This is a genomic window from Pontibacter sp. HSC-14F20, from assembly GCF_019599265.1.
In the GTDB taxonomy this organism is placed as follows: domain Bacteria; phylum Bacteroidota; class Bacteroidia; order Cytophagales; family Hymenobacteraceae; genus Pontibacter.
In genome coordinates, this window is the sequence record NZ_JAHZTC010000008.1 from 141902 (window position 1) to 164422 (window position 22521).

The following is a 22521-nucleotide window of genomic DNA, read 5'->3' on the forward strand; positions in this document are numbered from 1 at the left end:
TAAATGGCTAGATCATTAAAAAAAGGGCCTTATATTGACTATAGGCTCGAGAAGAAAGTAGACGTGATGAACGAGTCTGGTAAGAAGACTGTTATCAAGACTTGGTCACGCAGATCCATGATTTCTCCGGATTTCGTTGGACATACATTTGCAGTTCATAACGGTAACAAATTCATACCAGTGTATGTGACTGAGAACATGGTAGGACATAAACTCGGCGAGTTTGCTCCAACCAGAAACTTTAGAGGTCACGTAGCTAAAAAAGATAAAGGCAAGCGATAATGGAAGCAGTAGCAAGACTTAAGAACGTGCCTACTTCTCCTCGCAAAATGCGATTAGTAGCAGGTTTGGTACGCGGTAAAAGCGTAAATAAAGCCCTAGGCTTATTGAAATTCGAAGCAAACTCAGGTGCTGCCAGAATTGAGAAACTTCTTTTATCTGCCTTATCAAACTGGCAACAGAAGAATGAAGATTCACGCATCGAAGATGCTAATCTTTTCATCAAAGAAATCTTTGTAGATGAAGGCAAAATGCTGAAGCGTCTTCGCCCGGCTCCACAAGGTCGTGGTTACCGCATCAGAAAGAGATCAAATCACGTCACACTTGTGATTGATAGCATGACTGAAGAGCAACTCGAGCAACAGCAAACTAAGAAATCTAAAAAAGCCAATAAGTAAGAATATGGGACAGAAAGTAAATCCGATCGGTTTTCGCCTAGGAGTTATCAAAGGTTGGGATTCTAACTGGTATGGTGGCAAAGATTTCGCTGAGAAGCTAGTTGAAGACGAGAAAATCAGAAAATATATTTTAGCGCGTATCCCTAAAGGTGGTATTTCTAAAATCATTATTGAGAGAACGCTTAAGCGCATTACCATCACTGTTAACACTGCCCGTCCGGGTGTTGTTATTGGTAAAGGCGGTCAGGAAGTAGATAAGATCAAGGAAGAGCTTAAGAAGCTTACTAACAAAGATGTTCAAATCAATATCTTTGAGATTAAGCGTCCGGAGCTTGATGCGAAATTGGTAGGCGAGTCAATCGCTCAGCAGTTGCAGGCTCGTATCTCTTTCCGTCGCGCTATGAAGCAGGCTATTGCTTCTGCGCTGCGTGTTGGTGCTGAAGGTATAAAGGTGCAGGTTTCAGGTCGTCTAGGCGGTGCTGAAATGGCCCGTACTGAGCACTACAAGGAGGGAAGAACTCCTCTGCACACACTTCGTGCTGATATCGACTATGCATTGTCTGAAGCTCAGACAGTATATGGTAAGCTTGGTATCAAAGTATGGATCTTTAAAGGCGAAGTTTACGGTAAGAAAGATCTTACTCCAAACGCTGGCTTAGATACCAAAGGTGGACCAGGTGCACCGGGTGGAAGTGGAGACAGAAGAAGCCGTGGTGGCGAGCGTGGCGACCGTAAGAAAACGGACGGAGCAGCTAAGCCGCGTAAGCGTCGTCAATAATTGATTGATAACATTATTAAGTTTTAGAAAATGTTACAGCCTAAAAGGACTAAATATAGAAAAATGCAAAAAGGCCGCGTGAAAGGTCTGGCTCATAGAGGCAGTACTATTTCATTTGGTTCTTTTGCCATCAAATCTCTTGAAGCATCGTGGATTACCAGCCGTCAGATTGAAGCCGCTCGTATTGCCATGACAAGAGCAATGAAACGTGAGGGTCAGGTATGGATCCGTATTTTCCCTGACAAACCTATAACGAAGAAGCCGGCTGAGGTTCGTATGGGTAAGGGTAAAGGTTCACCTGAGTATTGGGTAGCCGTTGTTAAGCCAGGTACCATCATGTTCGAATCCGACGGTGTACCTCTGGAAGTAGCACAGGAGTCATTGAGACTTGCTGCACAGAAGCTGCCAGTTAAAACAAAGTTTGTAGTACGTAGAGATTACGTTGAGAAATAGTATATGAAAAATTCAGAGATTAAAGCTTTGTCTTTAGAAGAGCTGAAAGAGAAGCTTAATACGGAGCACACAACCATGCAGAACCTACGTTTCGCACATGCTATCTCTCCGTTAGAAAATCCGATGAAAATCCGTGAGACGAAGAAATCTATCGCTCGTCTGAATACTGAGATTCGTCGCCGTGAAATTGAAGCTAACTCTTAATACTTAATAGAAATCATGGAAGAGAGAAATCTTAGAAAAGAAAGAAGTGGTAAGGTTGTTAGCAACAAGATGGACAAGTCTATCACTGTGTTAGTGGAAAGCAGAATGAAACACCCGATCTACGGTAAATTCGTTAGCAAGTCCACCAAATTCATGGCTCATGACGAGAAAAACGAATGCAACATCGGTGATACCGTTCGCATTCAGGAGACGCGTCCTCTAAGCAAAACCAAGAACTGGCGTTTAGTAGAAATTATAGAAAGGGCGAAATAAAATGATACAGCAGGAATCAAGATTGAACGTAGCCGACAACAGTGGAGCTAAAGAAGTTCTTTGCATCCGTGTTTTAGGTGGTACAGGTAAGAAATACGCTTCTATCGGAGATAGAATCGTTGTAACTGTAAAGTCAGCCCTTTCTTCTGGTAACGTTAAAAAGGGAACTGTTTCGAAGGCAGTTATTGTAAGAACTAAGAAAGAAATCAGAAGAAAAGACGGTTCTTATATCCGTTTTGACGACAATGCCGCTGTACTTCTGAACGCTAACAACGAGCCGCGTGGTACACGTATCTTCGGACCAGTAGCGCGTGAGCTTCGTGAAAAGCAATTCATGAAAATTGTTTCGTTGGCACCTGAAGTTCTTTAATCATTAATTCAGACATCAAGATGAATAAGAAAAAACTTCATGTAAAAACTGGCGATACAGTAAAAGTAATTGCCGGTGACGACCGCGGAAAGACAGGCCGCATTACAGCTGTTAATATAGAGAAGCAAAGAGTAACTGTAGAGGGTATCAACATGGTGACAAAGCATGCTAAGCCTAGCGCCAAAAATCCTCAGGGCGGAATCTCTAAAATGGAAGCTCCTATTCACGCCAGCAATGTAGCTTTGGTAGACTCTAAATCAGGAGAAACTACTAAGGCAGGCAGAAGAAAAAACAGCGAAGGTAAAACAGAGCGTTATTCTAAAAAATCAGGAGAAGTAATCTAATATGGCAACTGCAAGATTTAAAGAAAAATATCAGAAGGAGGTTATACCTGCTCTGAAAGAGAAGTTCCAGTATAAGAACGTGATGCAGGTGCCTAAGATCACTAAGATCTCTATTAACAAAGGTATCGGCGCTGCTGTAGCTGACAAAAAACTGGTTGATATCGGGGTAGAAGAGCTTACAACTATTTCTGGACAGAAGGCTGTTGCTACAATTGCTAAGAAGTCAGTTTCAAACTTCAAGCTTCGTGAAGGAATGCCGATTGGTGCCCGCGTGACCCTTAGAGGTCAGCGTATGTACGAATTCATGGATCGCCTTTTGACAATCGCTCTCCCTCGTGTCCGTGACTTCAGAGGGGTTAACGATAAAGGTTTTGATGGTCGTGGTAACTATACACTAGGTGTTAAGGAGCAGATCATTTTCCCTGAAATCAGTATTGATAAAATCAAAGCCATTAGTGGTATGGATATTACCTTCGTAACTACTGCTCAGACAGATGAGGAGAGCTACGAGTTGCTTAAAGCGTTTGGTATGCCTTTCACTAATATTAAGAAATAAGAAAAATGGCTAAAGAAGCAGTAAAAGCGAGAGAGCTTAAAAGACAGAAATTAGTTGCTAAGTACGCTGCGAAGCGTGCAGAACTCAAAGCTAAAGGAGATTACGAAGGACTCGACAAGCTTCCTAAGAACTCTTCTCCTGTAAGACTACACAATCGTTGCAAGTTAACCGGAAGGCCACGTGGCTACATGAGAAAGTTCGGTATTTCTCGTGTTACTTTCAGAGAGCTTGCTTCTGCTGGTAAAATCCCTGGAGTAACAAAGTCCAGCTGGTAATTTTTTCTTAAGAAACTAAGAAAGAAGAAAAGATATTCCTATCTTTGCCGCTCGCTTAGAAAAAAGCAATCAAGATTTAAGTGATTCATAATGAACTCAGATCCAATAGCAGATTATTTAACTAGAGTGCGTAACGCCATCAAGGCAAACCACAGAGTAGTTGAAATACCATCTAGCAATATCAAGAAAGAGATAACAAAAGTATTGTACGACAAAGGATACATTCAAAGCTATAAGTTTGATGATTCTTCAGTACAAGGTACTATTAAGATCGCTCTGAAATACAATCCTACCACTAAGCAATCTGCTATTGTGAAACTTGAGAGGATTAGTAAGCCAGGGCTTCGCAAGTATACCGGAAATGACAGCTTGCCACGCGTTTTGAACGGGTTGGGTATTGCTATCCTGTCAACTTCCAAAGGTGTAATGACTGAAAAAGAAGCCAAATCACTGAATGTAGGTGGTGAGGTATTGTGTTACGTTTACTAATAGGAGGATAGACAATGTCACGTATAGGAAAATTGCCAATCACTCTGCCAAATAATGTTGAATTTGCTGTGGCAAAGGACAACGTTGTTACTGTAAAAGGTCCTAAAGGTTCACTTACAACGCCGATAGATAAAGACATTATTGTAAAGCAGGAGGAAAACCAAATTGTGGTGGAGCGTCCTACTGAGCAAAAGCGTCATAAAGCTATGCACGGTCTATACCGATCACTGATCAATAATATGGTTGTTGGTGTGAGCGAAGGCTACAAAGAACAATTAGAGCTAGTAGGTGTAGGTTATAAAGCGACTGTACAGGGTAATGTACTTGAGCTTGCGCTAGGTTACTCACACAATATCTTTGTTTCAATGCCTGCAGAAGTTACGGCTACTGCAGTAACAGAAAAAGGTAAGGCACCAGTTATTACGCTTGAAAGTAATGACAAGCAATTAATTGGCCAGGTAGCAGCTAAAATCAGATCACTACGCAAAATCGAGCCTTACAAAGGTAAAGGTATCCGTTTTGTAGGTGAAGTTGTAAGAAGAAAAGCTGGTAAGACAGCGTCTAAATAATCATCATCATGTCTGTTAATAAAGTATCAAGAAGACTTAGAATTAAAAGAAGTATCAGAAACAAGATTTCTGGTACTTCTGCCAGACCGAGATTATCTGTTTTTAGAAGCAATAAAGCTATCTATGCACAGTTGATCGATGACACTACAGGGAAAACTTTGGCGGCTGCCTCTTCTGCGAAGCTTGACGGTGTAACCAACGCTAATATTTCAGTGTCCAATCAGGTTGGAAAAGAAATAGGAGCTAAAGCTCTCGAGATGGGTATCTCTCAGGTGGTGTTTGACCGTTCTGGATACCTTTACCATGGTAACGTAAAATCATTGGCTGAAGGCGCTCGCGAGGCAGGCCTTAAATTCTAAGAATTATGTTGAAAAATAATATTCGTAGTGTAAAGGCTAGCGAGATCGAACTCAAAGAAAGAGTTGTTGCGATCAATCGTGTGGCTAAAGTTGTAAAAGGTGGTAGAAGATTTAGCTTCGCTGCAATCGTCGTAGTTGGAGACGGTAACGGTGTAGTTGGTTACGGACTTGGCAAAGCAAACGAAGTAACTGATGCTATTGCTAAAGGTATCGACGATGCTAAGAAGAACCTGGTAAAGGTTCCGCTTTATCATCACACTGTACCACATGCGATGGAAGGTAAATACTCAGGCGGTTTCGTACTTGTTAAACCTGCAGCTCCAGGTACTGGTGTAATTGCCGGTGGCGCAATGCGTGCTGTACTTGAGAGTGCTGGTATAAAGGATGTACTTTGTAAGTCTAAAGGTTCTTCTAATCCACATAACGTGGTAAAGGCGACATTTGATGCTCTGTCTAAAATGCGTGATCCTTTGGCCGTAGCTCAGCAGCGTGGTGTTAATTTGCAGAAAGTATTTAACGGTTAATTGAGATGGCTAAAGTAACAATCACACAAGTTAAAAGCATTATTGACAGACCAAAGAGCCAAAAGCTTACAATTCAAGCTTTAGGTCTTGGTAAAATCAATAAATCAGTAACTGTTGAGAAAACGCCTCAGATTGCTGGTATGATTAACAAGGTTCACAATTTAGTAGAAGTAAAGGACATTTAATATGTATTTGAATTCATTAAAACCTGCAGAAGGGTCTGTTAAGAACAGAAAGAGAATCGGCAGAGGAACTGGCTCAGGTAGAGGTGGAACTTCTACCAGAGGTCACAAAGGTGCCAAGTCTCGTTCAGGTTACTCGCAGAAGTCTGGTTTCGAAGGTGGCCAGATGCCACTCCAGAGGCGTGTTCCTAAGTTTGGTTTCAAAAACTTCAACAGAGTAGAGTATAAAGGAATAAATTTAGATGTTCTGGAGTCATTGGCTGCAGATACTAATGAAAAAGTTTTTAACTTTGATTTCTTCAAGGCACATGGTTTGGTGTCCAAGAATGACAAAGTTAAAATCTTAGGTAGAGGAGAGATTTCGAAAGCTGTAGAAGTACATGCTCATGCTTTTTCTCAGACTGCCATTTCATCCATCGAAAAAGCAGGCGGTAAAACAGTAGCCCTTTAATTTTTATGAAGAAGTTTATAACAACAATTAAGAACATTTTTGCTATTGATGATCTAAGGGTACGTATACTCAATACCTTAGGTTTTATAGCTATTTTCAGATTAGGTTCTTATGTTGTTCTTCCTGGTATAGATCCTAACCAGCTCAAGGCCAACACGGATGGTATATTCGGTCTGTTGGATACGTTCTTAGGTGGAGCATTTAGTAATGCTTCCATCTTTGCGTTGGGTATCATGCCATATATATCAGCTTCTATCGTATTACAACTGCTTACTATAGCCGTTCCTTATTTCCAAAAGATGCAGAAGGAGGGTGAGTCTGGTAGAAAGAAAATCAACCAAATCACCCGAGTTCTTACTATTATTATTACACTTGCTCAAGCAGTTGGCTTTGTTGCTACTATTAACAGCGAGGCGATTGTCATCAATACTACACTATTTACAATCAGTTCAATGATTGTATTGACTTCAGGTACCATATTCTGTATGTGGCTTGGAGAAAGAATAACAGACAAAGGTATAGGCAACGGTATATCAATGCTGATTATGATTGGCATTATCTCTCGTTTCCCTGGGGCTATTGTTGCTGAGGCACTATCAAAAGAATTGAATGGCGCATTGCTATTTATTTTCGAAATGATTGTCCTCTTCTTTGTAGTAATGTCTGTTGTCATGCTTACGCAAGCTGTCAGAAGAATTCCTGTGCAGTATGCAAAGCAAGTTGGAGGTAGTTCACTCTATAGTGGTCAGCGTCAGTTCATTCCACTGAAAGTAAATGCTGCTGGCGTAATGCCTATCATTTTCGCTCAATCACTTATGTTCTTGCCTTCTATGATTGCTTCAATCTGGGCAGATTCGAATGAAACAGCGAGTTATATTGGTGCTACATTCTCTGATTTCACTTCATGGCAGTATAATGTAGTGTTTGGTTTAATGATCCTGATATTTACTTATTTCTACACAGCGATTACTGTTAATCCGAACCAGATTGCAGACGATTTAAAGCGTAGCGGTGGGTTTGTGCCTGGCGTGAAACCTGGTCGTGCTACGTCTGAATATATTGACAATATTCTTACTAAAATAACGCTTCCTGGTGCTATCTATCTGGCCCTTGTTGCAATCTTTCCTGCAATCGCCATGCTATTTGGTGTAACCAGAGAGTTTGCTCAGTTCTACGGTGGTACATCGCTTATCATTATGGTTGGCGTAGTACTTGACACGCTGCAGCAAATTGAAAGTTATTTACTGATGCGTCATTATGATGGCATGATGAAATCTGGAAAGCTTAGAGGCAGAACAGAGAATATAGCCATGGTATCTTAATAAATGGTTTTTTACAAGACTGAAGAAGAAATAGAGCTAATTCGCCAGAGTGCTTTAATATTAAGTAAAGCACATGGCGAAATAGCTCTTCTTATAAAAGAAGGGGTATCTACCCTTGCATTGGATAAGCGAGCTGAAGAGTTCATTAGAGACAACGGCGCTGTCCCATCCTTTAAAAACTACAATGGCTTTCCATTTAGCCTTTGCATTTCGGTAAACTCTACTGTCGTGCATGGGATGCCGAGCAATTACGTTTTGAACGATGGCGACATAATTTCTGTTGACGGTGGTGTCTATTATAACGGTTTCCATAGCGACTGTGCTTATACTCATGCAGTTGGGAATGTTTCAGAAGATGTTGCTCATCTACTAAAAGTTACCAAAGAGTCCCTCTACATGGGTATTGAAAAAGCGATTATTGGGAACAGACTTGGTGACATTAGCCATGCTATTCAGACTCACGCTGAAGCCTCTAAATATGGTGTTGTTCGTGAGTTGGTTGGACACGGTATTGGTCGTAACTTGCATGAATCTCCAGAAGTTGCAAACTATGGAAAGCGTGGACAGGGTTTAAAACTGCAAAATGGTTTAGTACTTGCGATTGAGCCTATGGTTAATCTCGGTACCAGGTATATTATACAAGAAGAGGATGGATGGACAATCCGTACCCGCGATAATAAGCCTTCTGCTCATTTTGAGCACACAGTGGTTATAAGAAAAGATAAAGCAGAAGTGTTAACAACTTTTGATTATATAGATAAAGCTAAACAACAATAAATGGCGAAGCAGTCCTCTATCGAGCAAGACGGTACCATCATCGAAGCATTATCAAATGCAATGTTCCGGGTAGAGTTAGAAAATGGTCATCAGGTGGTCGCTCACATCTCAGGTAAAATGAGAATGAATTACATCAAAATTTTACCAGGTGACCGCGTTAAGTTAGAGATGTCACCCTATGATTTAACTAAAGGAAGAATTGTTTATCGTTATAAATAACTACAATGAAAGTCAAAGCATCAGTAAAAAAGAGAAGTGTTGACTGTAAGATTATCCGTCGCAAGGGTAAGCTTTACGTTATCAACAAAAAAAATCCAAGATATAAACAAAGACAAGGATAATTATTAATTATGGCAAGAATAGCAGGAGTTGATATTCCGGACAACAAAAGAGGAGAGATCTCTTTGACTTACATTTTTGGTATAGGTCGTAATCTCTCTGTGCAAATCCTAAACAAAGCCGGGGTGGATCTTGACAAAAAGGTGAAAGACTGGACCGAAGATGAAGCTAATGAGATCAGAAATATCATTGCAGCTGAGATCAAAACAGAAGGTGTTCTGAGATCAGAAGTGCAATTGCATATTAAGCGTCTTCTTGATATTGGCTGCTACCGTGGTTTGAGACACCGTAAAGGTCTACCTGTACGAGGTCAGCGCACGAAAAATAACTCACGCACCAGAAAAGGTAAGCGTAAGACAGTAGCAAACAAGAAGAAAGCTTCTAAATAACTTTTGATCATGGCTCAGAAAAGAAAAGACAAAGCTAAGAAGCGTGTTGTAATTGTTGAATCAACAGGCCAGGTACACATCAAAGCTTCTTTCAACAATATCATTATCTCAGTAACCAATAACGCAGGACAAGTTATCTCTTGGGCTTCTGCTGGTAAAATGGGTTTTAAAGGTTCTAAAAAGAACACTCCTTACGCTGCACAAATGGCAGCTTCAGATTGCGCAAAGGTTGCTTATGACCTGGGTATGCGTAAAGCTGAGGTTTTCGTTAAAGGTCCTGGTGCAGGTAGAGAGTCCGCCATCCGTACTGTACAGAATACTGGCATCGAAGTAACAACTATTAAAGATGTTACGCCACTCCCTCACAACGGATGTCGTCCTCCTAAACGCAGAAGAGTTTAATTAGTAATTCAGATTAAATAAAATGGCAAGATATACTGGTCCTAAAAGCAAAATCTCCAGAAAGTTTAATGAGGAGATTTTCGGCCCAAGCAAAGCATTAAAAAAGAAAAGCTATCCTCCAGGGCAGCACGGCCGTGGTCGTCGTAAGAAGCAGTCTGAGTACGCGCTTCAGCTGACAGAAAAGCAAAAAGCCAAATTCATTTATGGTATGCTGGAGAAGCAATTTGCAAATCTGTTTGAGAAAGCTGCCAGAAAAGGTGGTGTAACTGGTGAGCAATTTTTGACTCTGTTGGAGTCAAGACTTGACAACACAGTTTACAGATTGGGAATTGCTCCAACAAGAAGAGCTGCTCGTCAGCTTGTATTGCACAAGCATATCACTGTTAACGGTGAGATTGTAAACATACCTTCATATAGCTTAAAAGTTGGTGATACGGTAGCTGTTAGAGAGAAATCTAAATCTCTAGAAGCAATTACTACTAGCTTAAGTGTTCGTAATGCACGTGCATTTAGCTGGTTAGAGTGGGACGGAGCCGAGATGGTTGGTAAATTTGTGTCTGCGCCTCAGCGTGACCAGATCCCTGAGAAAATTCAGGAGCAGCTGATCGTAGAGTTCTACTCTAAGTAAGCCCCGCTTAATCAATTTTTAACCTTTAACACTGCAAGTATGTCAATATTAGCATTTCAAATGCCAGAGAAAGTTGTGATGGAAAAAGCCGACGACTTTCATGGTTTATTTGAATTCAAGCCGCTTGAAAAAGGTTACGGAGTAACCATCGGTAATGCTCTGCGAAGAATTTTGCTTTCTTCTCTGGAAGGATTCGCAATTACTAGCGTTCGCATACCTGGTGTACTGCATGAGTTCTCGTCTGTTGAAGGCGTAGTGGAGGATGTATCTGATATTATCCTCAACCTGAAAATGGTTCGTTTCAAAAAAATCAGTGAAGTTATCGATGATAAAATTACTGTTTCCATTTCAGGTCAGGATAAGTTTGTAGCTGGCGATATTAGCAAGTTTTCTACAAGCTTCGAGGTGCTAAACCCAGAGTTGGTAATTTGCAACCTGGATAAGAACATGACACTGGAAGTTGAGCTGACTATTCAGAAAGGACGTGGCTACGTTCCTGCTGAGGAGAACAAGCCAGCAGACCAGGTGTTTGGTCTTATTCCGATCGATGCTATCTTCACGCCGATCAAGAATGTGAAGTTTAGTGTAGAGAATACACGTGTGGAGCAGAAGACTGACTATGAAAAGCTAGTGCTTGACCTACAGACTGATGGTTCCATTCATCCGGAAGATGCTTTGAAAGGTGCTGCCAACATTTTGATACAGCACTTCATGCTCTTCTCTGACAACACAATGACTTTTGAAACAGCTAAACCTGAAGAAGAAGAAGCTGTGGATGAAGAACTGCTGCATATGCGTAAAGTACTGAAGACTTCTCTTCAGGATATGGATCTTTCAGTTAGAGCGTACAACTGTCTTAAGGCTGCCGACATCAAAACGCTTGGCGACCTGGTACAGCTTGATATCTCTGATATGATGAAGTTCCGTAACTTTGGTAAGAAGTCTTTGACAGAGCTTGAGAATCTGGTGCAAGAGAAAGGCCTGACATTTGGTATGGACCTCTCTAAGTATAAATTAGAAGAAGATTAATAATCCTGCGGCATAATTCCCGATCCCCGGGTGGGTTGATCGACGGTATGCACGTGCACAATCAAAAATAATGAGACACGGTAAAAAATTTAATCACTTAGGAAGAACCGCTTCGCACCGTAAAGCAATGCTGTCAAATATGGCTGCTTCGCTTATCCTGCACAAGCGTCTTTCTACGACAGTAGCCAAAGCAAAAGCACTACGCAAGTATGTGGAGCCTCTACTGACAAAATCTAAAAACGACACTACTCACTCAAGAAGAACTGTTTTTGCTTATCTGCAAGACAAGGATTCTGTGAAAGAGTTGTTCGACGAAGTAGCTGTAAAAATTGCTAACAGACCTGGTGGCTACACTCGTATCTTGAAGACTGGTTACAGACTTGGTGACAATGCTGAAATGTGTGTGATCGAACTTGTTGATTACAACGAAGATATGCTGACTACAACAGGTACTGCCGGTGGTGCGAAGAAAACTCGTCGTCGTACTTCTTCTAAGAAAAAAGGCGCTGAGTCTACTGAGGCTTCAACTCCTGCAACTCCAGATGCAGTGGGTACTAAAGAAGAAACAAAAGATGCTGAATAAGCTTCATTTGTGAAATATTACAAAGGGACATGACGGAAGTCGTGTCCCTTTTTTATTTTTGTATCAAATTATCAAAATGAAGAAACACACAACTTCCGAAGCTATTCTTTTATTGCAAGATGGTACCGTCTTTACAGGCAAGAGCCTGGGACGTATTGGTACGACAGGTGGTGAGTTATGCTTTAACACAGGTATGACTGGTTATCAGGAAATCTTTACAGATCCTTCTTACTACGGTCAGTTAGTTGTCACCACGTTTTCGCATATAGGCAATTATGGTGTACAGCCTGATGAGGTAGAATCGGATAAAGTGCAGATCAATGGGCTTGTATGTAAAGAATTCTCTCATTTCTTTTCTCGTAAGCAAGCAGAAGGTTCTCTGCAGGATTATTTTGAAAAAGCAGGTATCGTTGGGATCTGTGAAATCGACACCCGTGCCCTGGTGCGTCACATACGTGATAAAGGTGCCATGAACGGTATCGTCTCTTCTGAAACTACTGATGTGACAGCTTTGAAGCAAAGACTGGCCGAGGTACCCTCTATGGATGGACTTGAACTTTCGTCGCATGTAAGCACATCAGAGGTATACCATATGAAGCCTGAGGAGGTGAAGTATAAAGTGGCTGTGCTAGATCTCGGTGTGAAGCGTAATAGTTTGCATAACTTGGTGTCGCGTGGGTGTGAAGTAAAGGTATTCCCATATGACACGCCTTTTGAAGAAATGGAGAAGTGGAACCCCGATGGGTACTTCATTTCAAACGGACCTGGCGATCCTGCTGCAACAATCATTGCTATTAACAGTGTGAAGCAAATACTGGATAAGAGCAGACCGATGTTTGGTATTTGTATGGGGCATCAGATGCTGGCGCAGGCCAATGGTATTGCGACCTACAAGATGCACAACGGTCATAGAGGATTGAACCACCCTGTGAAAAACCTGATCACGGGTCTGAGTGAGATCACTTCCCAAAACCACGGCTTTGTGGTAGATTCAGAACAGCTGAAAAACCATCCGGACGTAGAAGTGACACATATCAACCTAAACGATAACACCGTGGAAGGTATACGCATGAAGACGAAGCCAGCGTTCTCGGTACAGTATCACCCAGAATCTTCTCCGGGCCCACACGATTCCGTATACCTGTTCGATGATTTTATCGCCCTGCTAGAACAAAACAAGTAAAACTATATAAAAACAAACCGATGAGCATAATTACAGATATTAAAGCCCGCCAGATCTTTGATTCAAGAGGCAACCCGACAGTGGAAGTTGATGTGTTTACAGAGAGCGGCGTGTTAGGCCGTGCTGCTGTTCCTTCAGGCGCTTCTACGGGTGTGCACGAGGCTATTGAACTTCGCGATGGTGATAAAGGCAGATACATGGGCAAAGGTGTTCTGCAGGCCGTTCAGAATGTAAATGATAAAATAGCTGAAGAGCTTGTCGGATTTCCGGTGTTTGAGCAGAATCTGCTCGACAAGATCATGATTGAACTGGATGGCACCGAGAACAAAGGCAACCTGGGAGCTAATGCTATTCTGGGTGTTTCGCTGGCAATTGCTCGTGCCGCTGCACAGGAACTAGGTATGCCGCTATACCGCTACGTAGGTGGTGTAAATGCTAACACACTGCCTGTACCGATGATGAACATCCTGAACGGTGGTAGCCATGCCGACAACGCGATCGACTTCCAGGAGTTCATGATCATGCCGGTTGGTGCACCCTCTTTCTCAGAGGCACTACGTATGGGCTCGGAAGTGTTCCATCACTTGAAGAATGTACTCAAGAAGAAAGGCCTTTCTACGAACGTAGGTGATGAGGGTGGTTTTGCTCCGAACATTGCTTCTAACGTAGAGGCGATTGAAGTGGTACTACAGGCGATTGAGGCGGCAGGTTACAAGCCAGGCGACGACATGATGATCGCGATGGATGCTGCCAGCTCTGAATTTTACGATAAGTCTACCGGACTCTATACTTTCAAGAAGTCTACTGGCGATAAGCTGACGTCTTCTGAAATGGTGAGTTACTGGAAAGAGTGGACGGAGAAGTACCCGATCGCTTCGATTGAAGATGGTATGGACGAAGATGACTGGAAAGGCTGGAAAGAGTTGACTGAGTCAATCGGTAGCAAAGTACAGTTGGTAGGTGATGACCTGTTTGTGACGAACGTGAACCGTCTGCAGCAAGGTATAGACCAGGGCGTAGCCAACTCTATCCTGATCAAGGTGAACCAGATTGGTACACTTACTGAAACTATCAATGCTATTAACCTGGGCCTGCGCCACGGGTATAAGAGTGTGATGTCGCACCGCTCAGGTGAAACGGAAGATAACACGATTGCCGACCTGGCAGTGGCACTTAACACAGGCCAGATCAAGACTGGTTCGGCTTCGCGCTCTGACCGTATGGCTAAGTACAACCAATTGCTCCGCATTGAAGAGGAACTCGGTGAAGTAGCATATTACCCGGGAAAGAAGTTCTAACGAACGTCATGAAAATATTTTAGGCATAAGGCTGTGGGTTTATGACTCACAGCCTTATTTTTGTGTAAAGCCCTCAGTGTAATATCTATAGTCTTCTATATATGCTAAATCGGATACCTAAATTTGTTCGCAGTTTCTATTTCATAACAGGTATGCTGTTTTTGGTGTGGATGTTATTTTTCGACTCAAACGATTTTATTACGCAGTACCGCATGAGCAGGGAGTTGCGCAATAAAGAGAAAGACAAGGAGTACTACCTGGAAAAGATGGCCGAAGTGCAGCAGGACCGTGAGGAACTGATGGGTAACCCAGAACTGCTCGAGAAATTTGCCAGAGAGAAATACCTGATGAAGCGTCCAAGTGAGGACGTGTTTATTGTTGTGCCCAAGAAAGTGAAATAAGGTATAGATCCACAGATGGATGTGCAGAAAGCTGTTTTATAGGAACAGCTTTCTGCATTTATAGCCCATTAGAGCACAAAAGTCATTAATGTCATAGCAATGACGTAGAAAAACCGCAAGCCTGCATTATACTTTTACTGTAGTATTGAGAAACAAACCCGAAGACACCATGAAGCAGTCAGGAAACAAGATTCTCGAAATACGAAAGCGAAAAGGTCTGAGCCAGGAGGAGCTATCCGAGATGGCAGGTATAAGCCTGCGGACTTTGCAGCGTCTAGAGAAAGGAGAAACCGAACCACGCGGCTATACCTTGAAATCCATCTGCCGGGCACTTGGTATAGATGTAGAGGAGGTATACGACTACAGCAAGGAGCCAGATAAAAGTGTGTTGCTGTTGATGCACTTGTCAGTACTGTCGTATTTGTTAATGCCGCTCGGCAATCTCATTTTTCCGTTGATCATCTGGATAACACAGAAAAAGAAAGTGCTCCGTGTGCAGGAGCAGGGTATCAGCCTGTTGAATTTTCAGATCACGTGGTCTTTACTCACTTATCCGCTGATAATAGTTATGGGGTGGATGAAAATTATGCATTATCCTGGCTGGTGGTATGTGTTTGTTACCTACATCGTGCTGTACTTCCTCAATGCGCTCAATGTTGTCAGAGTATGCTGGCTGATCAGCAAGGAAACGACACACGATCCTTACCCATTCTCGTTTAACATATTAAAGGCATAAGTCCGGGTATCAGGTATAAACCTGTTCCATGTCCACACCTCCCCTTATTTTTTCGTAACTTTGCGTATAGCGCTGCCCAGGTATAGGGCGGCCTCACTAACGTATACAAACATGGCAAAAGTTGCGATAAACCTTTCTACAGGAGCCCTCCAGCAGGAAGAGGTAATTGTAGGTATAGACCTCGGGACTACCAACAGCCTGGTAGCCTATATACATCCCGAATCCAAAAAACCAGTTGCTATAAACGACCTAGGTCGCGGTACCATTGTGCCTTCCGTTGTGCATTTCACCCAGAGCGGAGAGACGATTATTGGCACGGAAGCGAAAGACTACCTGACCACCGATCCTGCCAACACCATTTACTCTGTGAAGCGCCTGCTGGGCAAATCCTACAAAGACCTGGGTGAGCACAAAGATTATTTCGGCTACAAGATTATTGATGATGATAGCGAGGGGCTGGTGAAAATCAGGGTAGGAGATAAGTTTTACTCACCGATCGAGCTGTCGGCAGAGATACTGAAAGAGCTGCGTGAGCGTGCTGAACATGCCCTGAAAACTCCGGTAAACAGAGCGGTGATCACAGTGCCGGCTTATTTCAACGACTCCCAGCGCCAGGCTACCCGCGATGCCGGCAAACTGGCTGGTCTGGAAGTACTGCGTATCGTAAACGAGCCGACTGCTGCCTCGCTTGCCTACGGTATAGGTATAGATCCTTCAGAAGAGAAGACCATTGCCGTGTACGACCTCGGTGGCGGTACTTTTGACATCTCTATCCTGAGCCTGCACCAGGGTATATTTGAGGTGCTTTCCACGCACGGCGATACCTACCTGGGCGGCGACGACATGGACCGGGCCATAATCAACTACTGGATTCAGGAAAACCAATTGGTAGCAGATACCCTGAACCAGGACAAAAAACTACAGCAGGAACTGCGCCTGAAAGCTGAGGAAGCCAAGAAAGCGCTGAGTCAGCAGCAGATCTACACCAGTAAGGTGAACGGCACAATAGAATGCGGCATCACACGGCACAAGTTTGAGGAGTTGATTGCCCCGATCGTAGCCAAGACCATTGACAGTTGCCGACAGGCAATGGGCGATGCCAAATTAAAGGCGGAGCAGATTGATGCCGTGATCATGGTGGGAGGTTCTACCCGTGTGCCACTGGTATACGAAGCGGTATCCGAATTTTTTGGAAAACCTGCGAACATTTCCCTCAATCCTGATGAAGTTGTTTCCCTGGGAGCCGCCATCCAGGCCGATATCCTAGCCGGTAACCGCAAAGACATCCTTCTGCTGGACGTCACGCCGCTCACGCTAGGTATAGAAACCATGGGCGGACTGATGGACTCGATCATCCCACGCAACTCCAAAATTCCCACCAAAGCCGGACGCCAGTACACTACATCTGTAGACGGGCAGGTGAACATGAAGATATCCGTTTACCAGGGCGAGCGCGATCTCGTGAAGGAAAACCGAAAATTAGCCGAGTTCGACCTGAAAGGTATACCGGCCATGCCGGCAGGCTTCCCGAAAGTGGATGTGAACTTTATACTTAACGCCGATGGTATCCTGAAAGTAGAAGCGCTTGAACTACGCTCGGGTGTACGCCAGGAGGTAGAGGTGAAGCCACAGTACGGCCTGACGGATTCGCAGGTAGAGCAGATGCTGATGGACTCGATTACGCACGCACGCGAAGACGTATCGGCACGTATGGTGATTGAAGCACGCACTACAGCCGAGCAGATGCTCTACCAGGTGGAGCGTTTCGTGGAGAAAAATGGCCAACACCTGACTGAAGACGAAATAAACCTGACACGCGAGAATCTGCAAAAGCTGCGCGATGTGCTGCCGAGCGGCGACAAAGATCAGATTCTGAAAGCAGTGGATACTTTAGAAGAGCAGACCAGCCCGTTTGCGGAGCGCGTGATGCAAATCTCCATTAAGCAAGCCATGGCAGGTAAGAAAATAGAGTAGGCTATATCTGTTGCCTATACCTGAAAAGAGAAGAGCTGACCCTGGTGGCCAGCTCTTCTCTTTTTTATTGACTAAGCGAATGCAATGCGTCGAGCAAGGTATAATTCAGGTATAGCAGCGTAATAGCCACAGTCACCCCGACGAGCACACCGGCATAAGGCTCGTCTTGTTCGCGCACGCCTTTGATGCCCCAGTATACATAAGCGACCAAGGCGAGTACACCATAAATAAGCAGCAGCACAGGTATAGCAATCAATACCGACTCTGATACAAGTCGCCAGAAATAATTGAAACCGATCCAGGCCACATTCAGCGTCCAGGCCACGATCAGCATCAGAATGCTTTGCCGCGTAGAGCCCAGCCCAAGCACCCGGAACAAGGCTATACCTTTATCGGTCGGCATCGCTTAAAATTTTACGCCAAACTTTTTACCGACTTCTGACAGGTCTTTCTCCACGGGCGGCAACAGCGGTATACCTTTCTGCAGGCGTCTGGCTGTCATGATGCGCTCCGGGTCGCCAGGTATAAGCACGGCTTTATGGCCACGCTTTACATGCGCGTTACGGAAGGCTGTGATCCAGTTGTCCATGTGCTGCTTAAACTCGTCGGCCGGGCGGAAAGCGTCGATGCGCATCGCTCCGAAGAAATGCCCTATACCTTGGCCAACCGGGTCGGCAGGAGGAGCCAGGAAGCTTACAAAAGGCGGTACCCAAGGGCCATAGTTGGCGCCTGACAGCACACCCGAAAAAATATCAACAATTGAACCAAGTGCATAACCTTTGTGGCTACCACGGTTTTTAGTGCTACCCAGTGGGAGCAAGGCCCCGCCTGACTGTACTTCAAAGGCGTTGGTAGAGCCCAGCCCTGTAGCCGTTTGTACCCATCCGCTCGGTGTTTTCTTTTGCTTGCGCTGCAGGATTTCCAGTTTGCCGTTGGCGGCAGTGGTCGTGGCCAGATCGGCTACAAAAGGCGGCTGCTCGTTGGCAGGCACGGCTACCGCAATCGGGTTGGTGCCCAGCATGCGCTGCGTCGAGTAGGTAGGGGCCACCAGCGGACTGGCATTCGTCATAGCCATTCCGATCATATCGCGCTGCAGGGCCTGCATGGCATGGTAGCCTGCTATACCGAAGTGGTTTGAGTTTCGCACCGACACCCAGCCTGAGCCTACATTCTCTGCCTTCTTCATCGCAATTTCCATGGCGCGTGGCGCTACCACCAGGCCAAGTCCGGCGTCACCGTCTACTGTAGCAGTGCTGGGCGTTTCGTGCACGATGGAAATGGTGGGTTTCGGATTGATGCGGCCGGCTTCCCAAAGGCGAATGTAGCCGCTCAATCGGGCCACGCCGTGGGAGTCTACGCCGCGCAGGTCAGCTTCTAGCAAAACTTGGGTCGCTAGCTGTGCATCATCCAAAGAACAGCCTATGTTCAGGAAAATCTCGCGGGTGAAGTCAAAGAGGTGTCGATATGGGTACATAGTAATCAGATTAGGGCCGCAAATTAAAAAATTATCGGGCCAATGCCTCGCAATTTGGCCAGCGATTATCCTTCACGGAAATTATACCTTTGAGCACCATTTATATACCCTTTTTTCTATACTTTCGGAGTTTGGTAAAAACTGGAATAGATTTTGACTTGGCCAATGTAGGCTAAAACGATACGATTATGAAAAGAGCGCTACTTCTGATCTGGATATTCACAGCAGCTGTTGCTGTACAGGCACAAAGCCGGCTTGTGTTTAACGAAGTTGTACCTGTATCCTTCCTTTTCAGGCAGGAGGCGGCTGGCAATAGCAGTCAGGTAAACAGCAATAAAATGATACAGCTGCTAACAGAAGGCGGCACGACGGCCAGCAAAACCGGCGGGCGACCTAGCCGCAAGCCTGAGTTTGTAGTGCGATTGGAGCAGCAGGCTCGCATTGCCAAAGCCGGCGACCAGTTGCAGCTCAAGGTACAGCTACAGCAGGTTAGCGTGAGCGGCGATGTGCATTACCGTGGTTTCGACCTGGGGAATGTGCTCCTGCCAGAACAGGCCAAGATGACGGTACGTTTGCTCAACAGTCAGCAGAAGGAAGTAAAGCGCTACAGCCTGCCTGCCCTAAACTTGAAGCCAGGCGGCATCGTGGCGCTGGAAACCTCTGTGCCGGATACTGCCAACAGCGAGGGCTATACCTTAAAAGTGGATGGTCTGGAGCTGGTGTATACTCACACCGATGTGCAGGAACTGGAAGCGCGGATTCGCCTGATCAAAGACTATTATGCCGCCGATGCCACGCTGAACAAAATGCTGCAGGATGCAACTTTGGTAAAGGCAGATGATGTAGATCGCATCAAGCAGCAGGACCAGCGCCTGCGCGATATGGAAGAAATGTTGGAAAAACTCCAGGACAAGCGCTTTGCTGACAAGTTGAGTCTGAACCAGTATGACCCGCAGCGCTTTGTGGCTAGGTCAAACCAACTGAACCAGTTGCTGAAAGAGCGTCGCAAAGCCATGAACCATACTCTGGCTACCCTTGACCAGCAATTTTATAACAGAGGCATCAGCCTGATGAGCCGCAACAACCTGGCGGCTGCAAGTACTTATTTTGTGAAATCGCTGGAAGTGAACCCACGCTTTGCGCCTGCGCACCTGCAACTGGCCCGCCTGGATTTCATGAGCGGTAATTTGCACGAAGCAGCCGGCCGTACCCGCGACATCCTCACCCAAATGCGTGTAGACCCTGAAACCCAGCAGATGGCGCTAGGGCTGGCGCACGATATCTACAGTTCGTTCATGGCAGAAGGTCATGCCCACAACGGCCGCGGCGATTACCGTAGTGCCGTAGCCGCTTATGCTGATGCCCGCGAACTGTGCAGCACCCTGGGCGGACTGCGCTGCAACATGCCCGCCCTGAACGACGGCGAAGGCCGTGCCGTGTATGGTTTTTACCGTGGTGTAGTGGAAGAGGGCAAGCGTGCCCTGAGCAGTGGCAACCTGGTGCAGGCTGAGCAGCTGGCCGACGAAGCCTATACCTTCCAGCGCCAGTACGACTACCTGTTGCACGACGCGACCGAAGCAGCAGAGCTACTGGGGCAAGTGAAATACCAGTATTATGTGCAGCACATCGACAAAGGCCGTCAGGCCATGAAGTCAAAAGATTACCGCTATGCGCTGGAGCAGTTTGAATCGGCATTGGCGCTGGAGCAGGGCTATACCTTTCAGCCTGTGCGGGAGCTTAGTGGCTTGTTGCAGCAGGCGGCCAAGCCTGTGCTGCTGAGTCAGCTGGCAGAGGGCTATACCCTGGCTATGAACAATCGGTTGAGTGATGCCAGAACTGTAGCCAGCACGGCTGAGAATATGCGCAGCCGTTACGCCCTGGAGCGTGATACCGAAGTGCAGGCCAGGTATGTAGAGTTGCGCGATCGCATCTTCACGCAGGAGTGTCTGAATGTGCAGGCCGATTACGACCGTCACTACCAGAATGCACAGGCGCTGGTGCAGGAAAAGAAATTCATTGCTGCCGACCAAGCCTATCAGGCTGCTATCAATGCTGCGGGGACGAAAGTGACGTGTATCATCGCTACTTTTACCGCCGAAGATGGCCGTGTCACCATTGCCGATGCCGCAGCCTACCAGCGCATGCTTGAAGAGGCAAACCGGATAGTAAAAACTGGTCGCTATACCGATGCGATACAACGATACAACGATGCCGAACAGCTATACCTGAGTAAAACAGTTGCTCGTTTTGGTCTGGACCATATTTCGCTTTACAACTTCGCCAAGGAGCAAAGCCAGTTGGCCTTCACCGCGAGTGTGGTAGATCATTTCACCAGCATCCATCAGGAAAAAGCTGCGCTACAACTGCTCACCAACCTGCTCGACCAAGGCTATTCCAAAGGCAAAACCAAGAAAGTTCAGCAGCAGCTAGGTATACAGTTGGCGATACTTGACGTGAGCAGCGGCCAGACCGAAGCAGCCAAGGTAATGGCTGCCAGCTATACCCAGGGAGACAAGAAACTGAAGCAGCTTGGCAAGGCCTACGAAAAAGAGCGTAAGAAACTGGCGAAAGGGTAAGCTATATCTGAGCGCATTATCAACAATGAAAAAGCCTGCTAATTAAGCAGGCTTTTTTGTTTCCGTATAGGTATAGCGGTTTACTTCAGCTGCATGTTATCGAGCCAGATGACATACTCCTGCTTGTCTGCATCGTATCGGAAACCGTAGCGGGTAGGGTAGTAGAGGTTCTTCAGCTGAAACTCTTCCGGCTGCTTCAGTTCAAAAGTATCATCTGGCTTCGACTGCAGGTATTCTACTGTATACATCGGCTCGAAAAAGATGACGCGGCCATCATAAGAACCGTAAATCATGGTTTGGGTAAATTCCTCACCTTTCAGTTCAGGGCTATACCTGTCAACCCAGTGCTTGCCCATTTGCGGCACGTTCACCTGCACATCAATATAGTCAGCCGGCAGAAAACGGGGAGCCGGAGTCATGACAAGTTTAGGGTCGCTGGCTTCGTCGCCAATGGCCTTGCGCTCGTCTGAGGAGATCATGTAGAAGTGTGCATCAAAGTGAGGCAGTTCATACAGGGCAGGCGGATGGCCCATCGGGTTCCAATCCATCACGATGTGGTTGAAAGGCGTCTGGCGAGTAATCTCTTCTGGCAATTCCATTTCATAATAGATCATGTGCCCATGCCCATGCGAGTCGTCTTCCTGCGGGAGTGTGCTCACGGCGCTTTCCGAAATGTTTACACCAACAGCAGCCGGATTGCCATCGGCATCAAAAGTAGCCCAACTATAGGCCGTGCCTTCCCCTACACTGATGCGCTTGCCATACACCGTCTGGTTTGCCAGGGGCGATGACTCCTCCTTGTGGTCATCACAACCCGAGAGCAGCAGGACGAGCGAAAGCATGAAACCGATTGGGGATATTTGTTTAAGAAGCATTTTGGTCATTATAATTTGAGTAGCGCGCAAT

At 45.3% G+C, this 22521-nt stretch carries 34 protein-coding genes; 31 read left to right on the forward strand and 3 right to left on the reverse strand.

Annotated elements, in window-relative coordinates; all coding sequences use genetic code 11:
* Positions 1-3: 3 nt before the first annotated feature.
* From rpsS to hscA, 30 genes are all read left to right on the forward strand, one after another.
* Positions 4-282, forward strand: a complete 279-nt coding sequence (gene rpsS / locus K3G39_RS09970; protein WP_188501548.1) for a 30S ribosomal protein S19 — start codon at positions 4-6, stop codon at positions 280-282.
* Positions 282-677: a 50S ribosomal protein L22 gene (gene rplV, locus K3G39_RS09975; RefSeq protein ID WP_220626033.1), complete on the forward strand. Its 396-nt coding sequence runs from the start codon at positions 282-284 to the stop codon at positions 675-677. The genes rpsS and rplV overlap by 1 nt, the downstream gene beginning before the upstream one ends.
* Positions 678-681: 4 nt before the next feature.
* Complete coding sequence (gene rpsC / locus K3G39_RS09980) at positions 682-1455, forward strand: 30S ribosomal protein S3 (RefSeq protein ID WP_220626034.1); 774 nt, start codon at positions 682-684, stop codon at positions 1453-1455.
* 30 nt (positions 1456-1485) lie between these two features.
* Positions 1486-1908 (forward strand): 50S ribosomal protein L16, encoded by a 423-nt coding sequence (gene rplP, locus K3G39_RS09985; protein WP_116541563.1) that lies wholly within the window; start codon positions 1486-1488, stop codon positions 1906-1908.
* A gap of 3 nt (positions 1909-1911) precedes the next feature.
* Positions 1912-2112: a 50S ribosomal protein L29 gene (gene rpmC / locus K3G39_RS09990; protein ID WP_188501550.1), complete on the forward strand. Its 201-nt coding sequence runs from the start codon at positions 1912-1914 to the stop codon at positions 2110-2112.
* Positions 2113-2127: 15 nt separating this feature from the next.
* Entirely contained in the window at positions 2128-2385 is a 258-nt protein-coding gene (rpsQ, locus tag K3G39_RS09995; protein ID WP_220626035.1) for a 30S ribosomal protein S17, read from the forward strand.
* A gap of 1 nt (position 2386) precedes the next feature.
* A complete protein-coding gene (gene rplN / locus K3G39_RS10000) occupies positions 2387-2755 on the forward strand; it encodes a 50S ribosomal protein L14 (RefSeq protein ID WP_076420876.1) in 369 nt (122 codons plus the stop codon).
* A 20-nt stretch (positions 2756-2775) separates the two neighbouring features.
* The gene (gene rplX, locus K3G39_RS10005) at positions 2776-3099 is read left to right on the forward strand and encodes a 50S ribosomal protein L24 (protein WP_220626036.1); all 324 of its coding nucleotides are present in this window, start codon (positions 2776-2778) and stop codon (positions 3097-3099) included.
* A 1-nt stretch (position 3100) separates the two neighbouring features.
* The gene (gene rplE / locus K3G39_RS10010; RefSeq protein ID WP_220626037.1) at positions 3101-3655 is read left to right on the forward strand and encodes a 50S ribosomal protein L5; all 555 of its coding nucleotides are present in this window, start codon (positions 3101-3103) and stop codon (positions 3653-3655) included.
* 5 nt (positions 3656-3660) lie between these two features.
* Positions 3661-3930, forward strand: a complete 270-nt coding sequence (gene rpsN, locus K3G39_RS10015; protein WP_188501552.1) for a 30S ribosomal protein S14 — start codon at positions 3661-3663, stop codon at positions 3928-3930.
* Between the two features lie 90 nt (positions 3931-4020).
* Positions 4021-4419 (forward strand): 30S ribosomal protein S8, encoded by a 399-nt coding sequence (gene rpsH / locus K3G39_RS10020; RefSeq protein WP_220626038.1) that lies wholly within the window; start codon positions 4021-4023, stop codon positions 4417-4419.
* 14 nt (positions 4420-4433) lie between these two features.
* Positions 4434-4988, forward strand: a complete 555-nt coding sequence (rplF, locus tag K3G39_RS10025) for a 50S ribosomal protein L6 (protein WP_220626039.1) — start codon at positions 4434-4436, stop codon at positions 4986-4988.
* Positions 4989-4996: 8 nt separating this feature from the next.
* The gene (rplR, locus tag K3G39_RS10030) at positions 4997-5347 is read left to right on the forward strand and encodes a 50S ribosomal protein L18 (RefSeq protein ID WP_188501555.1); all 351 of its coding nucleotides are present in this window, start codon (positions 4997-4999) and stop codon (positions 5345-5347) included.
* 5 nt (positions 5348-5352) lie between these two features.
* Entirely contained in the window at positions 5353-5871 is a 519-nt protein-coding gene (gene rpsE, locus K3G39_RS10035) for a 30S ribosomal protein S5 (protein WP_101444070.1), read from the forward strand.
* A gap of 5 nt (positions 5872-5876) precedes the next feature.
* Positions 5877-6056 carry a 50S ribosomal protein L30 gene (gene rpmD, locus K3G39_RS10040; RefSeq protein WP_191184373.1) on the forward strand — a complete coding sequence of 60 codons (180 nt, stop codon included), beginning with the start codon at positions 5877-5879 and terminating at the stop codon, positions 6054-6056.
* Between the two features lies 1 nt (position 6057).
* Positions 6058-6504, forward strand: coding sequence for a 50S ribosomal protein L15 (gene rplO / locus K3G39_RS10045; RefSeq protein ID WP_220626040.1), 447 nt, complete (start codon positions 6058-6060; stop codon positions 6502-6504).
* 5 nt (positions 6505-6509) lie between these two features.
* Entirely contained in the window at positions 6510-7826 is a 1317-nt protein-coding gene (gene secY / locus K3G39_RS10050; protein ID WP_220626041.1) for a preprotein translocase subunit SecY, read from the forward strand.
* A gap of 3 nt (positions 7827-7829) precedes the next feature.
* Positions 7830-8603: a type I methionyl aminopeptidase gene (gene map / locus K3G39_RS10055; RefSeq protein ID WP_220626042.1), complete on the forward strand. Its 774-nt coding sequence runs from the start codon at positions 7830-7832 to the stop codon at positions 8601-8603.
* Complete coding sequence (infA, locus tag K3G39_RS10060; RefSeq protein WP_018476861.1) at positions 8604-8822, forward strand: translation initiation factor IF-1; 219 nt, start codon at positions 8604-8606, stop codon at positions 8820-8822.
* 5 nt (positions 8823-8827) lie between these two features.
* Entirely contained in the window at positions 8828-8944 is a 117-nt protein-coding gene (gene rpmJ / locus K3G39_RS10065) for a 50S ribosomal protein L36 (protein WP_045688470.1), read from the forward strand.
* A 9-nt stretch (positions 8945-8953) separates the two neighbouring features.
* On the forward strand, positions 8954-9331 hold the full coding sequence (rpsM, locus tag K3G39_RS10070; RefSeq protein WP_076669293.1) for a 30S ribosomal protein S13: 378 nt from the start codon (positions 8954-8956) through the stop codon (positions 9329-9331).
* A 9-nt stretch (positions 9332-9340) separates the two neighbouring features.
* Positions 9341-9733 (forward strand): 30S ribosomal protein S11, encoded by a 393-nt coding sequence (gene rpsK, locus K3G39_RS10075; protein WP_116541555.1) that lies wholly within the window; start codon positions 9341-9343, stop codon positions 9731-9733.
* Between the two features lie 22 nt (positions 9734-9755).
* Positions 9756-10361, forward strand: coding sequence for a 30S ribosomal protein S4 (gene rpsD / locus K3G39_RS10080; RefSeq protein ID WP_076669294.1), 606 nt, complete (start codon positions 9756-9758; stop codon positions 10359-10361).
* A 39-nt stretch (positions 10362-10400) separates the two neighbouring features.
* Positions 10401-11390, forward strand: coding sequence for a DNA-directed RNA polymerase subunit alpha (locus K3G39_RS10085; RefSeq protein ID WP_220626043.1), 990 nt, complete (start codon positions 10401-10403; stop codon positions 11388-11390).
* A 70-nt stretch (positions 11391-11460) separates the two neighbouring features.
* Entirely contained in the window at positions 11461-11973 is a 513-nt protein-coding gene (rplQ, locus tag K3G39_RS10090; protein WP_220626044.1) for a 50S ribosomal protein L17, read from the forward strand.
* 76 nt (positions 11974-12049) lie between these two features.
* Positions 12050-13156, forward strand: a complete 1107-nt coding sequence (gene carA / locus K3G39_RS10095) for a glutamine-hydrolyzing carbamoyl-phosphate synthase small subunit (RefSeq protein ID WP_220626045.1) — start codon at positions 12050-12052, stop codon at positions 13154-13156.
* A gap of 20 nt (positions 13157-13176) precedes the next feature.
* Positions 13177-14454, forward strand: a complete 1278-nt coding sequence (gene eno, locus K3G39_RS10100; protein ID WP_220626046.1) for a phosphopyruvate hydratase — start codon at positions 13177-13179, stop codon at positions 14452-14454.
* Positions 14455-14555: 101 nt separating this feature from the next.
* Positions 14556-14855, forward strand: a complete 300-nt coding sequence (locus K3G39_RS10105) for a septum formation initiator family protein (protein WP_220626047.1) — start codon at positions 14556-14558, stop codon at positions 14853-14855.
* Between the two features lie 169 nt (positions 14856-15024).
* A complete protein-coding gene (locus K3G39_RS10110) occupies positions 15025-15591 on the forward strand; it encodes a helix-turn-helix domain-containing protein (RefSeq protein WP_220626048.1) in 567 nt (188 codons plus the stop codon).
* A gap of 111 nt (positions 15592-15702) precedes the next feature.
* Positions 15703-17565, forward strand: coding sequence for a Fe-S protein assembly chaperone HscA (gene hscA / locus K3G39_RS10115; RefSeq protein WP_220626049.1), 1863 nt, complete (start codon positions 15703-15705; stop codon positions 17563-17565).
* 64 nt (positions 17566-17629) lie between these two features.
* Here hscA and K3G39_RS10120 read toward each other — a convergent pair whose 3' ends face one another.
* Both K3G39_RS10120 and K3G39_RS10125 read right to left on the reverse strand, forming a co-directional pair.
* Positions 17630-17968: a hypothetical protein gene (locus K3G39_RS10120; RefSeq protein WP_220626050.1), complete on the reverse strand. Its 339-nt coding sequence runs from the start codon at positions 17966-17968 to the stop codon at positions 17630-17632.
* 3 nt (positions 17969-17971) lie between these two features.
* Positions 17972-19039 (reverse strand): Ldh family oxidoreductase, encoded by a 1068-nt coding sequence (locus K3G39_RS10125; RefSeq protein ID WP_220626051.1) that lies wholly within the window; start codon positions 19037-19039, stop codon positions 17972-17974.
* Between the two features lie 188 nt (positions 19040-19227).
* On the opposite strand from K3G39_RS10125, the gene K3G39_RS10130 reads away from it, so the two are divergent.
* On the forward strand, positions 19228-21615 hold the full coding sequence (locus K3G39_RS10130) for a hypothetical protein (RefSeq protein WP_220626052.1): 2388 nt from the start codon (positions 19228-19230) through the stop codon (positions 21613-21615).
* 80 nt (positions 21616-21695) lie between these two features.
* On the opposite strand, the gene K3G39_RS10135 is transcribed toward K3G39_RS10130, so the two are convergent.
* Positions 21696-22457 carry a DUF5602 domain-containing protein gene (locus K3G39_RS10135; protein WP_220626053.1) on the reverse strand — a complete coding sequence of 254 codons (762 nt, stop codon included), beginning with the start codon at positions 22455-22457 and terminating at the stop codon, positions 21696-21698.
* Positions 22458-22521: the final 64 nt, after the last annotated feature.